General features: G+C 68.7%; 12 protein-coding genes. 2 read left to right on the top strand and 10 right to left on the bottom strand.

The features are described 5' to 3' along the window. Positions 1-95: 95 nt before the first annotated feature. From BQ8420_RS26330 to BQ8420_RS26295, 8 genes are all read right to left on the bottom strand, one after another. Entirely contained in the window at positions 96-299 is a 204-nt protein-coding gene (locus BQ8420_RS26330) for a helix-turn-helix domain-containing protein (protein WP_013155995.1), read from the bottom strand. 257 nt (positions 300-556) lie between these two features. Then, a complete protein-coding gene (locus BQ8420_RS26325) occupies positions 557-1,354 on the bottom strand; it encodes a phosphatase (RefSeq protein WP_087102285.1) in 798 nt (265 codons plus the stop codon). 185 nt (positions 1,355-1,539) lie between these two features. Next, positions 1,540-2,700 carry an acetoin utilization protein AcuC gene (locus BQ8420_RS26320; protein ID WP_087102508.1) on the bottom strand — a complete coding sequence of 387 codons (1,161 nt, stop codon included), beginning with the start codon at positions 2,698-2,700 and terminating at the stop codon, positions 1,540-1,542. 180 nt (positions 2,701-2,880) lie between these two features. Then, positions 2,881-4,401: a hypothetical protein gene (locus tag BQ8420_RS26315; RefSeq protein WP_087102506.1), complete on the bottom strand. Its 1,521-nt coding sequence runs from the start codon at positions 4,399-4,401 to the stop codon at positions 2,881-2,883. Positions 4,402-5,037: 636 nt separating this feature from the next. Further along, a complete protein-coding gene (proC, locus tag BQ8420_RS26310) occupies positions 5,038-5,832 on the bottom strand; it encodes a pyrroline-5-carboxylate reductase (RefSeq protein ID WP_087102283.1) in 795 nt (264 codons plus the stop codon). Between the two features lie 107 nt (positions 5,833-5,939). Then, positions 5,940-6,875, bottom strand: coding sequence for a sugar phosphate isomerase/epimerase (locus tag BQ8420_RS26305; RefSeq protein ID WP_087102281.1), 936 nt, complete (start codon positions 6,873-6,875; stop codon positions 5,940-5,942). Between the two features lie 168 nt (positions 6,876-7,043). Continuing rightward, a complete protein-coding gene (locus BQ8420_RS26300) occupies positions 7,044-7,640 on the bottom strand; it encodes a C40 family peptidase (protein ID WP_087102278.1) in 597 nt (198 codons plus the stop codon). A 265-nt stretch (positions 7,641-7,905) separates the two neighbouring features. Continuing rightward, on the bottom strand, positions 7,906-8,814 hold the full coding sequence (locus BQ8420_RS26295) for an SGNH/GDSL hydrolase family protein (RefSeq protein ID WP_235006511.1): 909 nt from the start codon (positions 8,812-8,814) through the stop codon (positions 7,906-7,908). A gap of 207 nt (positions 8,815-9,021) precedes the next feature. On the opposite strand from BQ8420_RS26295, the gene radA reads away from it, so the two are divergent. Next, positions 9,022-10,458 carry a DNA repair protein RadA gene (gene radA / locus BQ8420_RS26290; RefSeq protein ID WP_087102504.1) on the top strand — a complete coding sequence of 479 codons (1,437 nt, stop codon included), beginning with the start codon at positions 9,022-9,024 and terminating at the stop codon, positions 10,456-10,458. Between the two features lie 24 nt (positions 10,459-10,482). On the opposite strand, the gene BQ8420_RS26285 is transcribed toward radA, so the two are convergent. After that, complete coding sequence (locus BQ8420_RS26285; RefSeq protein ID WP_087102274.1) at positions 10,483-10,866, bottom strand: SSI family serine proteinase inhibitor; 384 nt, start codon at positions 10,864-10,866, stop codon at positions 10,483-10,485. Positions 10,867-10,968: 102 nt separating this feature from the next. Continuing rightward, positions 10,969-11,730 carry a hypothetical protein gene (locus tag BQ8420_RS26280; RefSeq protein WP_087102273.1) on the bottom strand — a complete coding sequence of 254 codons (762 nt, stop codon included), beginning with the start codon at positions 11,728-11,730 and terminating at the stop codon, positions 10,969-10,971. Between the two features lie 63 nt (positions 11,731-11,793). Here BQ8420_RS26280 and BQ8420_RS26275 point away from each other — a divergent pair, with 63 nt between their 5' ends. Further along, a complete protein-coding gene (locus tag BQ8420_RS26275) occupies positions 11,794-12,669 on the top strand; it encodes an A/G-specific adenine glycosylase (protein ID WP_087102272.1) in 876 nt (291 codons plus the stop codon). Positions 12,670-12,702: the final 33 nt, after the last annotated feature.

Here is a 12,702-nt window from a genome sequence, read left to right as displayed (position 1 = left end):
GATCACCATGGGGACGGTGCCGGGGGCGCACCGTCCCTCTGGTGTGCGGCGGACGGGTGTCGGGCGCAAGCGCCCCACACCCGGATTCCGCTCGATCAACCGGCCTCGACGAAAGCCTCGCGGAGGTAGTCGTGCACGGCACGTTCTGGGACCCGATAGGAACGCCCCACACGGATTGCGGGGAGAACTCCCGAGTGCACCATTCGGTAAACGGTCATCTTGGATACTCGCATGATCGTGGCGACCTCCGCCACGGTCAAGAACCTGACCTCTTCGAGAGGCGGCTTGCTCCCGTTCATCTTCCGACGCCCTCATTCCCGGACGTGACCAATTGTCTACCCTTCAGCCCTGGCGTGCCGTACTGGGATCGGACGACCCCGGAAACCGTGTCCGTCCCACCGACACGCCAGCGTGTCATGCTGTCACTACTGACACGTCCGTTTTCAGAGTAGAGCCGAGTTCCCTCCTAGGGAAGGTCGTTCGTGCTGTCTTCGGGGATATGCGTTGACCACGGGTCAGATGAGGTTTAACGGTGGGTATAAATGGTCGGCCCTGCTCAGGCAAGCCCGGCCCTGAAGAGAACGTAATCCCGCAGCGGAGCGTAGTCCTCGGTCAGATAACCGTCGTCCAAAGGCACCGTGACCAGTAGTTTTCCCTCATGTTCGGCGAGGAAGAGCGCGGGGTCGTTGCAGTCGGCGAAGCCCACCGTGGGCACCCCCATCTCCCCCGCGGCCCCCGCGAACCCGTGATCGGCGATGACCAACTGCGGCCATGCCTCACCGCGGTCTCCGAGCTCGTTCAGGATGGCCCGCATGGCGAACGGATGGTGACTGTGCCGGGGAAGCCGGCCGTCGGTCACGATGGCGACGTCGTCCCGCCAGACCACGATCCGTCGATTGGGCGGGCGTTCGGTGGTCACCTCGTAGGAGTATCCGCCGGCCGCGGTGAGCACAGTGCAGCCGCGCGCGACCAAGGCGTCCTTCCAGGCGGCGTAGGTCTCCTGGAGGTTGCGGGGGTGACCGGTGGCGAACATGACGCGTTCACGGCGTTCCGCCGCCAACGCCAGCCGGTCGGCGAGGGCCTCCAGGGCGTCGATGGTCCGGTCGGGGTCGATCGTGTCGATCCCCCACACGTACTCCTCGTCGCCCACCACACCGCACCGCTTGTTCAGGAGCGCGAGGACCTCGGTGAAGGTCCAGGCCTGTGAGAAGGACAGGCCGAACTGGTGATAGGGGTCCTTCTGGACGAGCCTTCGGTAGTGGCGCAGGTTGTTCTGCCGTGGGGTGTCGACATGCCCCGCGATCCCCGTGCGAACCAGATAGGTGATGAGTTCGGCGCGTGTCGGCGGCGTCACCTGCGTTCCCCTTCCTTCCCTGAGCGGCGATCGCGGTGACACGCCGGGCGGCCACCACGGCGCCCGCTCCCGTTCGCCCGGTATTAATTCCCTTCCTACCCCCTGGACGCCGCCCACGCGGAGAACACGCGGATTTCACCATCGTGTGACCGACCGCCCCGACCCGGGAGGATCGATTCGTCGGTTCAGAGCGTGGGGTCGATGCCGTGACTGGGGAAGATCGCGGTGCGGGTGGCGTGGATGGCCCGGTCGATGGGATCGCCCGGGTCGTAACCGTTCTCGAAGGGTGTGAAGGAGACCTCTCGCCCGTCCGTCATGTACAACGGTGCGAGTTCGCCGGTGCGCTCGCGCACGAAGTCGCGCCACCCCTGCGGGGTCTCGCGGTCGGGGTCGATGGGGGTACCGGCCGCCTCGGCGAGCAGGTGGCTCCAGGCCCTGGGCACCACGTGGACCAACCCGTAACCGCCACCACCGAACATCAGCCAACGACCGCCCGCGGTCTTGCGGGCCAGCTTGTGCAGTTCCTGGTAGGCGCGACGCTGGCCGTCCACGCTGAGCGTGAGGTTGGCCAACGGATCCAGGGCGTGGGTGTCGCACCCCTGCTGGGTCACCAGGATCTCCGGCTGGAACTCGTGCAACAGCGGTGGGACGACCGCCTCGAAGGCACGGTGCCAGCCGGTGTCGCCGGTGCCCGCGGGCAGGGCGACGTTCACGGCGTAGCCCTCCGCGTCCGGTCCACCCGTCTCGGAGGCCTGACCGGTACCGGGGAACAACGTCACCGGGGACTCGTGCAGGCTGATGGTGAGCACGCGCGGGTCGTTGTAGAAGGCCTTCTGGACGCCGTCGCCGTGGTGGACGTCCACGTCCACGTACGCGATGCGCTTGGCTCCCTGCTCCAGCAACCAGGCGATGGCCAGCGCCGGGTCGTTGTAGACGCAGAACCCCCAGGCGTGACCGCGCATGGCGTGGTGCAGGCCGCCCGCGATGTTCGCGGCGTGCGCGCTCTGTCCCGTCCACACCGACTTGGCGGCGGCGACCGAAGCGCCGGAGATCAGTGCGGCCGCGTCGTGCATGTCGGGGAAGACGGGGTTGTCGACGGTCCCGAGCAGGTGCGTGTCGTCGGGCTGGAGGGTCTTGCCCGCCCGCTTGACCGCCTTGATGTAGGCGGGATCGTGCACCATGGAGAGCAGTTCGTCGGAGGCGGGCTCCACGTCGATCAGATCCACACCCGGCCCGTCGAAGACGCCGAACTCACGGCTGAGCGCCATGGTCAGCTCGACGCGGATCGGTGCCATCGGGTGCTGCGGCCCGAAGTCGTAGGTGGTGAGTCCTTCGTCCCATGCCACCCGAAGCGAGCAGGACGTGCGCCCTCCCATATGGTGACCCCCGTTCCAGGTGTGCGTGCTTCGAAGCACACAGTACGCAAACCGGGTCCACCTCAGCACCCCGGGGCCCGCACGATGGTGACTCGTGCGGGCCCCGGTGGGCTCGTGAAGGTCGTGTCCGCGACCTACGGGACGTTCTTCCTACTCCGTGTAGATGCAGTCCGCGTAGGTGTCCCCGGCCTTCATCTTGAGGGTGTCGTGCAGGGGACGGTCTAGGAGGCCGTCGGCCGAACCGATGAGGATCCGGTACTCACCCGGGTCGAGTTCCAGGTCCATCGCGTTCGGGTCGCTCAGGCACGAGACGTCGGAGGGCGGCGAGGAGGTGTCGCAGTCCTCGCAGGGGTCGATGACGACCTCGCCGTGCACGGCGTCCGGACCTACGTAGAGGAACCGCATCGCCTCTTCGCTGTAGTTCACGTACTGGACGGAGACCTTGTCACCGCCCCCGGTCTCCAGGGGGCCGCCTTCGAGCGCGCTCTCACCGACAATGGTGGCCAGGTCCATCTGCTGCTCGATGCGGCCCGCGCCGACGTGCCGCTCCAGGTCCTCGACCTCGTCGGCCTCGTGATCGGGGTAGTCGGCGGTGAGGACCTCGACCTGTGCCTCGGCCTCGTCGAAGTTCTCGTCGTCGATCTGGTCCCATCCGCACTCCAGCGCGGCGTTGGGACGTTCCTCCTCGATGCGGTCGGCGATCTCGGGGGCGGAGTCCCAGCTCAGGTCGTCGAACATACCGATCTGGCCGAAGGCCCCACACCAGTTCTCGTCGGCGTAGTCACCGGTGGCCAGGTCGTACAGGTCGACCAGGGCGTCCGGCACCTGCCCCGCGGCAGGGGTGTCCGAGAAGTCCTCGGCCACGAAGGTGTAGGTCTCCTGAGCCTGTCGGAAGGCCTCCTCGACCTCCTCGGTCACCTCTCCGCTGTACAGCTCGTCGGCCTCCACCGCGAGCTGGGAGGCGTAGTCCAGGTGGACGTCGGCGACGCTGCCGTCGGTGTCCTCCCACTGGGCGGCCCCGTGCGCGAAGTACTCGCTGTAGGACTCCAGCGCGTGGTCGTAGGCCTCGTTGTCCACGTCGGACTGGGCGCGGCGCAGCAGTTCGCAGGCTTCCACCCCGGATCGGGCCCGGTTCATCAGGCTCGGGGACATGGAGAGTTGGAACCCGGCCTCGACCCCGTTGTAGGCACTGATCGCGGTGCCGCAGTCCCCGCGCGCGTGCGCCGCGTCGGCGACCCGCAGGCGCCACTCGCCGGCCTGCCACACACCGAGCAGCGAGGCCGCCATCACCAGCACCAGACAGGCCGCCAGGATCATCGGCATGGGCTTGGCGGAGGGTTGTTCCCCTCGACCCATGAGTCGGCGGTCGTGGGAACGACCGGCGAACAGACCGTGCACGACGGTGATCAGGATCCAGAAGAGCAGCGACGGAACCCACACGAGCAGGTCGTCGGCCGCGCCGAGGATCGCGGCGGTGACCAGGAGGGCGAGGGTGACGCCCACGTTGATGCCGAAGAACAGCCAGTTACGCAGGTAGAAGTAGCCCGCGCCGACACCGGACAGGTTGAGCAGGGCGGCGCGCAGGCCCGACTTGGACCGGAACAGGCCGAGCGGGGGCAGGGGCGGCGGGCCGGGAGGACCACCGAACGGGCCGCCGGGGGGCGGCGGCATACCGGGGCCGCCGGGACCGCCGGGACCTCCGGGGAAACCCGGGGGCAGACCACCGGCGCCCATCCCACCGGGCGGCATCCCACCGGGAGGCGGCGGACCGGCCGGCGGCATCCCACCCGGAGGCGGGCCCATGGGTCCGCCCATCGGCGGTTGACCACCGCTCGGGGGACCGAACTGCGGCTGACCACCGCTCGGGGGATTCATCGGAGGCTGACCACCACTCGGGGGGCCCATCGGCGGTTGACCGCCGGAGGGCACCCCACCTTGGGGCGGCGGACCTCCGGGAGGTGGACCGCCCGGAGGACGACCGACCGGGGGACGCCCCCCGGTGTTCGGCCCGGGAGGGAGCTGACCACCGGAGGGGTTCCCAGGGACCTGGGGACCACTCGGAGCTCCGGGCGGGGGTGTGTTCGGCCCGGACTGGCCAGGCTGGTGGGAAGGGTCCGATGGCGGTTGAGCGTTGGTCATGGGGCCCCGGAATCTTTGGAGGACGTACTGGGAGTGTGCGGGATGGAAGGAGGCGGGGTTCCACCCGCTCTGCCCGACTTTATGCACTCCCTACGACGCCACTTCACACGCCCCTCGATCACGAATCATCGAAGATTTCCCTGTGATTTCCATCACATGCCCCGGCGATCAGTTCCCGGACAGGGCCCTGCTCCGATCCCGCGCGGCCTCGATCGCGTCGGTGAACGCGGTCCGTACACCGTGCCGCTCCAACTCGCGCAGGGCCGCGGCGGTGGTCCCACCCGGCGAGGTGACCGCTTCTCGCAGTACCACCGGATGCTCCCCCGAACCGTCGAGCATGGCGGCGGCGCCGGTGATCGTCTGCTCGACCAGCCGCTGGGCCGTGGCACGTGGCATGCCCATCGCCACTCCGGCCTCGATCATGGTCTCGGCGATGAAGTAGAAGTAGGCGGGCCCGCTCCCGGAGATGGCGGTCACCGTGTCCATGTGCTGTTCACCGACCCGGATCACCTCGCCGACCGTGCCCAGTAGCGCCTCCGCCCGGTCCAGGTGTTCCGGGCAGGTGTGCGCCCCACCGGAGACGGCGGTCATCCCCCGCCCCATGAGGGCCGGGGTGTTGGGCATGGCCCGGACCACGGGGACCCCGGAGGGCAGGTGGCTCTCCAGCACGGCGGTGGTCAGCCCCGCTGCCACCGAGATGATCAATCGCTCCTCGGACAGGTGCGGGGCGATCTCGTCCAACAGGGCGAGCATGTCCTGGGGTTTGAGGGCCAAGAGCAGGGTGTCGGCACGCTTGGCGACGTCGACGGCCGGTACGGTCTCGACCCCGTAGCGCGCGCGAAGCTCCGCGGCGTGTTCCGCACGCGGTTCGGTGACCAGGACGTCCTTCGGGGAGTGGTCCTTGGCCAACAGCCCGGCGAGCAGTGCCTCGCCCATCTTTCCTGCACCGATGATCGCGATCATGAAGGGGTCCTCTCTGCGGATCCCTCCACGCTAGTCGCCCCATCGACCCGAGGTGGACCACGCGTCCCAACCCGTGGACGGCCACCTCGGAGGGCGACACGGATGCTTCAGTCGGGGTCGACGGTGCCCTCGTCATCGACGGCTCCGCCTTCGTCCACCGCGAAGCGTCGAGGCGGGTCCTGCGGGCGGCGGCGCAACAGCGCGATCCGTTCCCGGCGACCCAGCGCGGGTTCGGGCTCGCGTGGTCCGGCGAAGTGCAGTCGGGTGAAGGCCAGCGCCTCGGCCAGCTCTCGCATCCGGGTCTGTCGGTCGGGAGCCTTGCGGGTGCTCACCTCAAGGACGAGCTGCCCCTCGTACCGGTTGCCGGCCAGGTGTTCGAGGAGTTCGGCCACGGGCTGGCTCCCCCGCCCGGGGATGAGGTGCTCGTCCAGGTTCTGGCCGCCCAGACCGTCGGTGACGTGCACGTGGGAAAGACGCTCGCCCAGCCGCTTGGCCATGTCCATCGCGTCGGAACCGGACATGGCGGTGTGCGAGAGGTCGAGGGTCACGTCGGGGTAGTCACGATCGAGCGGGTTCCAGCTCGGGGCGTAGGGGACGACCTCGCGGTCGCGCACCCGGACCGGGTACATGTTCTCCACCGCGAAGACCACGTCGGTCTCGTCCTGCATGCGGGAGACGCCGATCTCGAAGTCCTTGGCGTATTCGCGCTGCCAGCGGAAGGCCGGATGGACCACGATCGTCTTGGCCCCGAGGGCCTCTGCCATCTCCTTGGAACGGACGAGTTTGCCCCAGGGGTCTTTGCCCCACACCCGTTGGGTGAGGACGAGACAGGGCGAGTGGACTGCGGTGACGGGCATCTGGTGATAGTCCGAGAGGCGCCGGAGGAGTTCGATGTCCTGGCTGGCCGGGTCGGAGGAGACGAGCACCTCCACACCGTCGTACCCCAGCTTCGCGGCGATCTCGAAGGCGGCCGGGGTCTTCTCCGGGTAGACCGACGCCGTCGAGAGGACCACGGGCGCGTCTGGGACCTGGATAGGGCTCACAGGACCCAGAGTATGCGCTTTCGAGGGTCCTGGGGCGACCGGGGGCGTGAACGCGGCGTGGCGAAGGACCTTCTTCCCGACCGTTCCGGCATACCCCTGTGACAGAAGCCGACGGCCGTGGCCCCTGTGGGCGACGGCCGTCGAACAAGAGAGACGGGGCAGGTGCGGCTACAGGCGCACTCCGCCGGCGAGGTTGTAGCGCGTCACGGCGCGCTCGCCGATCTTGCCGCCGGAGTTCGGGGCGTCGATCATGCGCCCGCCCCCGAGGTAGATGGCGACGTGGTAGGCGTAACCGCCTCCGTCGGTCCAGTACAGGAGGTCACCGCGCTGGGCGTTGGAGTAGGAGACACGGGTCCCGGCGCCGACCTGGTCGTGGGCGATGCGGGGCAGACTCACGCCGGCCTCGCCGAAGGCGTACTGCACGAGTCCGGAGCAGTCGAAGGAGCCGGGGCCGGTCCCGCCCCAGGAGTAGGGCTTGCCCTTCTGGGCCTCGGCCGCGCTGATGGCCTTGTCGATGGTGTCGGAGGTGAGGGCTTGGTGGACACGTTCCGGGCCGCTCTGTTCGGCGGTGGCGGCCGGAGCGGTCGGCTGGTGGGGCTGGGCGAGTGCCGGCGCGACCCCGGTGGTCAGGGCCGCCGCGGCGAGCGCGGCGACGACGAGTGCCCGCGTTCCCCGAGGGCGTGCTCCGACTGCGACGGCCTGCTGCCCCGGGTGCGTGGTGGGACGGCAGGCCCGAGTTTGCTCGTGGTGTCGCGGCAGGTGCATGTGGTGACCCTCCTCGATCGGTCGGGGTGGACCACGCCGCTGTGACGTGGATCTCCCACCGCCGACCCATCACCATTGGTCACACATTGATTACGTTAAGTCACTCTCCGTAGTCCGGCCGGCATCGAAAGACGGTAAAAACTGCTTGACCCCGGCGGACATTTCGGTCGGCAAAGCACCAACCGAACATCATCCGCCGGGGTCGATCGTCGCGGGCCACCAGGTGAATTCCGTCCTCACCGGCGACCCGGAGCGAGAGCTCCTATCAGGGGCTGGGGACTCCGAGGGTGTCGCGGATGAAGTCGCTCGTGGCCGCCATGCCCAGGTTGTTCGGGTGGACCGGGGCACCGTCCTCGGGGATCAGCCCTTCGACCCAACGCGTGTCCGACCCCTGGCAGACGTCGTGACCACGCTCGAAGGTGTCCACGAAGACCGCCCCGTTGGCCGCGGACTCCTCGGCGATCAGCGTGTTGAGCGTGGTCTGCGCCTCGTCCAGGAACGGGACGTCACCCCTGGCGATCGGCGTGCTCGGCCAGCAGCCGCCGCTCTCCGGCATGATCTGGAGGTAGCCGATGGCGAGCACGGTCGCGTTCGGGCTGCGCTCGGCGATGTCGGCGTAGACCTGGGACACCTCGCCCCGCATCCCCTCGATCCGGTCGTCCAGTTCTGAGCCGTAGTGGTCGGCGCAGGGACTGCCCACCGGGTTACTCAGGCTCTGCTTGGAGCACTCCAAGAGCACGTCGGCGAAGCCGAAGTCGTTGCCGGCGATCCCCACCGTGACCAGGTCGGTTTCGGGTCGGAGTGCGTCGAGCTGCGGTTCGGTGTCGTTGAACTGATTCTCGTACAGGTCGTTCATCACCGCGCCGGAACAGCTGACGTCGGTGATCTCCTCGACGCCGAGCTCCTCGGCGAGAAGCTTGGGGTAGTTGACGGACGACTGCATGCAGCCCAGCAGCGGCATCTGCGCGCTCACCAGGGGACCGGCGGTGAAGGAGTCACCGATGGCGACGTAGTGCGAGTAGGCGGAGGTGTCGACTTCATCGGCCGCGACCGGAGCCGCCGCCATCGTGATGCCCAGGGCCGCGATGGCGACGGGGGCGAAGATTCGTGCCAGGTGGCGCCGGAAGCCGGCACCGGAAGCGTGGGGGACGGGGGATTCGTGTGAGCGGGACACGAGGGTCTTCCTCTCCAAGGAGCGGGGCATAGGAGTTGTCAGGTACCGCCGGGGAGTGACTCCCCACACATTCTTTAACATAAGTTACGGCGCCTGCGCCCTAACTCGTAGGTAACTTTCATGTGTCGCTGAAGATATTCCGGTGCTTTCGAAGCCGCTGTGGACAGCGCTCCGCGCATGTCGCCGGCACCCGTTAGCGTGGCGACCATGGCAAAAGCAGTGAAGTCCTCGTTCCGATGCGTCGAGTGCGGATGGAGCACCCTCAAATGGGTCGGGCGCTGCGGTGAGTGCCAGGCCTGGGGCACCGTCGAGGAGGCCGGGGCGCCGGCGCCCAACGCCGTCGCCCCCGCACCCGTCACTGCCAGGGCCCGCCCCATCACCGAGATCAGCGTGGAGAGCGCCGAGGCGGTCCCCACGGGCGTGGACGAGCTCGACCGTGTCCTGGGCGGCGGCGCCGTCCCCGGTGGTGTCGTGCTGCTGGCCGGCGAGCCCGGCGTGGGCAAGTCGACCCTGCTCCTGGAGGTCGCCGCGATGCGGGCCGCCGACGCACCGGTCCTCTACATCACCGGCGAGGAGTCGGCCGGGCAGGTACGGCTGCGCGCCGAACGCCTCGACGCCCTCTCCGACCGGCTGTACCTGGCGGCGGAGACCTCGGTCGCGACCCTGGCCGCTCACGTGGACGCGGTCGCGCCGAAGCTGCTGATCGTCGACTCCGTGCAGACCATGGTCTCCCCCGAGACCACCGGCGTCCCGGGTGGCGTCACCCAGATCCGCCAGGTGTCCGGCGCCCTGATCCAGATCGCCAAGGAACGCGGCATCGCCACCGTCCTGGTCGGCCACGTCACCAAGGACGGTTCCATCGCCGGACCCCGGATGCTGGAGCACCTGGTCGACGTCGTCCTGTACTTCGAGGGCGAACGCCACTCCCAGTTGCGGCTGCTGCGCGCGGTCAAGAACCGCTACGGGCCCACCGACGAGATCGGCGTGTTCGAGCTGAGCGACAAGGGCATCGAGGGCCTGCCCGACCCCAGTGGGCTGTTCCTCACCGATCGCACCGACCCGGTCCCCGGCACCTGCGTCACCGTCGCCCTGGAGGGACGGCGCCCCCTCATCACCGAGGTGCAGGCCCTGGTCGCGCCCTCGCCACTGCCGGCGCCGCGCCGGGCCACGTCCGGCCTGGACACCTCACGGGTGAACATGATCCTGGCCGTGTTGGAGAAGCGCTCGGGCATGAAGCTGGCCAACATGGACGTCTTCGCGTCCACCGTGGGCGGCGTGAAGCTGAGCGAACCCGCCGTCGACCTGGCGCTGGCCATCGCGGCCGGCAGTTCCCACAACGACGTCGCCCTGCCGCCCGGGTTCATGGCCGTCGGCGAGGTCGGACTGGCCGGGGACGTACGCACCGTCCAGGGGGTGCGCCGCCGGGTCGCCGAGGCACAGCGCCTCGGCTTCACCCAGGCGGTCGTACCGAAGAACTTCGGCGACCCCATCCCGGGCATCCGCACCCACGAGGTCGAGGAACTGAAGGACGCCCTGAAGTGGGTGTCCAAGAGTCGCCGCAAGAAGGGCAGTCCGGACAAGCCGAAGGATCCGAAGAAGCAGACGCGCCCCAAGCTCACCATCGCCGAGGAACCCCAGTTCTGACGGGCCGGGGCGCTACTCCCACGCTCAGAAGTCGAAGACCGCGCCCTTGGCCACGGACAGGAGGCAGCCGTTGCCGAAGGTCTCCTCGTAGCGCTCTCCCCCACCGACGGCGATCACGCTGACGGGCCGGTACTCCATGGTGCACAGATCGTTCGTACCGGCCTCGACGTCGGAGACCCGTCCGCCGGCCTTCTCGATGAGGTCGCAGGCCTCTTCGGCTCGGGGGTGCTCTCCTGCGGCCGGTCCGCATTCCAGGACCACGGAACGGAGCGAGCCGGTAACGCTCTCGCTCCGCACTTCGGGCGCATCGTCGACGAAGAGGTCGTAGCTCATGGTCTCGGCCTGCGCGGGCGAGGCCAAGGAGAGGGCGAGGGCGGTGGCGGCGACGAGCCCGAGGGTTGTCCTCATGGTTCACTCCAACGACGACGAGATCAGGTCACTACGAATAGTAGTGACCTGATGACGAAGAGTCCTGGAGTTTGCGGAAACCGGTGTGGTCCGCGTCCCCGCTCAGGCCTTGAGCTGGAAGACCAGTTGGTCCACGCCGCCCACGATGTCGCCCCGGAGGTTGGCCTTGTACCAACCGGCCTGCGCCTGTGACGAGGTCGACCGGCAGTCGGTGAAGGAACGGTCCCGCTCCCAGGTGATCGAGTAGTCGTGCGGGCGGCCCTGCTCCAGCTGGCGTTCCTGGGAGGCCTTGCCCTCCACGCAGTCCGCCGTGGAGTAGACGCGGTCCTCGCCGGAGTGCACGATCAGTTCGAGCGCCTCCGGACCCACGTCCACGGTGCAGGTCTGTTCGCCGACGTTGACCACGGAGACCTTGAACCCGGGGTCGGTGTCGGCCCCGTACACCTCCTGATCGGCCTCGGAGAAGTCGAAGGAGACCACCACGTCCTGCGGACGGCAGGGGTCCTCGGGCTTCTCCGGCGCGGCGGCGTCGGCCGAGCCCCCGCCGGAGGAACCCTCCTCCTCCGACTCCTCGTCGCCTTCCTCGTCCTCACCCTCGGAGGGTTCGGCGGACGGTGACGGGGAGGCGTCCTCCTCGGGTTCCTCGGAAGCGTCCTCGGACGGCTCCTCCTCGGGCACACTGGGAGAGGGCGAGGGATCCTCGACACCCGCCTGGTTGCTGTCCGAGGTGTTCTCGCTCTCCGAAGGGCTACAGGCATAGGCGATCAGCGCGAACACCAACAGCACGCCGATCAGCACGAAGGCCCGGCGCCTCCAGTAGATGTCCTTGCTGACAGGTGCTGTGTGTCCGGTACTTGACGCCATGGGCCGTAGTATTGCGGTTTTGTGCGCCACCCACCTACTCAACCCGCCGATTTGTCGTTAAAGATGAGCGATAACCCTTACAGCACCCCGATTCTGGCGTGGTACGAGACCAACGCCCGAGACCTTCCCTGGCGTCGTCCCGACGCCTCCCCTTGGTCCATCCTGGTCAGCGAGATCATGCTCCAGCAGACCCCGGTCGTCCGGGTCCTCCCCGCCTGGGAAGCATGGATGGAACGCTGGCCCACCCCGGCTCACCTGGCGAAAGAGCCCTCAGGTGAGGCCGTGCGCATGTGGAACCGGCTGGGCTACCCGCGCCGTGCCCTGCGTCTGCACGCCTGCGCGGTCGCCATCACCGAGGAGTACGACGGCGAGGTGCCCGACGACCACACCACCCTGCTGTCCCTGCCGGGCATCGGTGCCTACACCGCGGCGGCGGTGGCGAGCTTCGCTTACGGGCAGCGGCACGCCATTCTGGACACCAACGTTCGGCGTGTCCTGGCCAGGGCCGAAACCGGTATCGAGTACCCGCCGAAAACCCAGACCAAGGTGGAGACCGCCCTCGCCGAGTCACTGCTTCCGGCCCTGCCCTCGGTCGCGGCCCGCTGGGGCGTGGCCGTGATGGAGCTGGGCGCGTTGGTGTGCACGGCCCGCGCCCCTCGCTGCGCCGACTGCCCCATCGCCGGGCAGTGCGCCTGGCGGCTGGCCGGCCGTCCCGCCTACGACGGCCCGCCTCGGCGCGGACAGACCTACGCGGGGACCGACCGTCAGGTGCGCGGCAAGCTCCTGGCCGTCCTGCGCGACTCCATGGAGCCCGTCGCGAAGCCGGCCTTGGACGCCGTGTGGGACGACCACGTCCAACGTGAACGCGCCCTGGACGCCCTCATCGACGACGGTCTGGTCGACCCCCTCGACGACGGCCGCTTCGCCCTCCCCGGCTGAACGCCCGGAACGTGGCGAAGGACCGCTGCCGGC

Origin of the sequence: Nocardiopsis sp. JB363, from assembly GCF_900143625.1 — a bacterium.
Lineage (GTDB): Bacteria > Actinomycetota > Actinomycetes > Streptosporangiales > Streptosporangiaceae > Nocardiopsis.
Note: the sequence above shows the minus strand (reverse complement) of the source record. Positions and strands in the feature narration are given on the sequence as shown.

Excerpts from the sequence above, each read along its gene's own strand:
- BQ8420_RS26330 (WP_013155995.1), bottom strand. The coding sequence starts at position 299 with ATGAACGGGAGCAAGCCGCCTCTCGAAGAGGTCAGGTTCTTGACCGTG.
- BQ8420_RS26315 (WP_087102506.1), bottom strand. The coding sequence starts at position 4,401 with ATGCCGCCGCCCCCCGGCGGCCCGTTCGGTGGTCCTCCCGGCCCGCCG.
- proC (WP_087102283.1), bottom strand. The coding sequence starts at position 5,832 with ATGATCGCGATCATCGGTGCAGGAAAGATGGGCGAGGCACTGCTCGCC.
- BQ8420_RS26300 (WP_087102278.1), bottom strand. The coding sequence starts at position 7,640 with ATGCACCTGCCGCGACACCACGAGCAAACTCGGGCCTGCCGTCCCACC.
- radA (WP_087102504.1), top strand. The coding sequence starts at position 9,022 with ATGGCAAAAGCAGTGAAGTCCTCGTTCCGATGCGTCGAGTGCGGATGG.
- BQ8420_RS26285 (WP_087102274.1), bottom strand. The coding sequence starts at position 10,866 with ATGAGGACAACCCTCGGGCTCGTCGCCGCCACCGCCCTCGCCCTCTCC.
- BQ8420_RS26280 (WP_087102273.1), bottom strand. The coding sequence starts at position 11,730 with ATGGCGTCAAGTACCGGACACACAGCACCTGTCAGCAAGGACATCTAC.
- BQ8420_RS26275 (WP_087102272.1), top strand. The coding sequence starts at position 11,794 with ATGAGCGATAACCCTTACAGCACCCCGATTCTGGCGTGGTACGAGACC.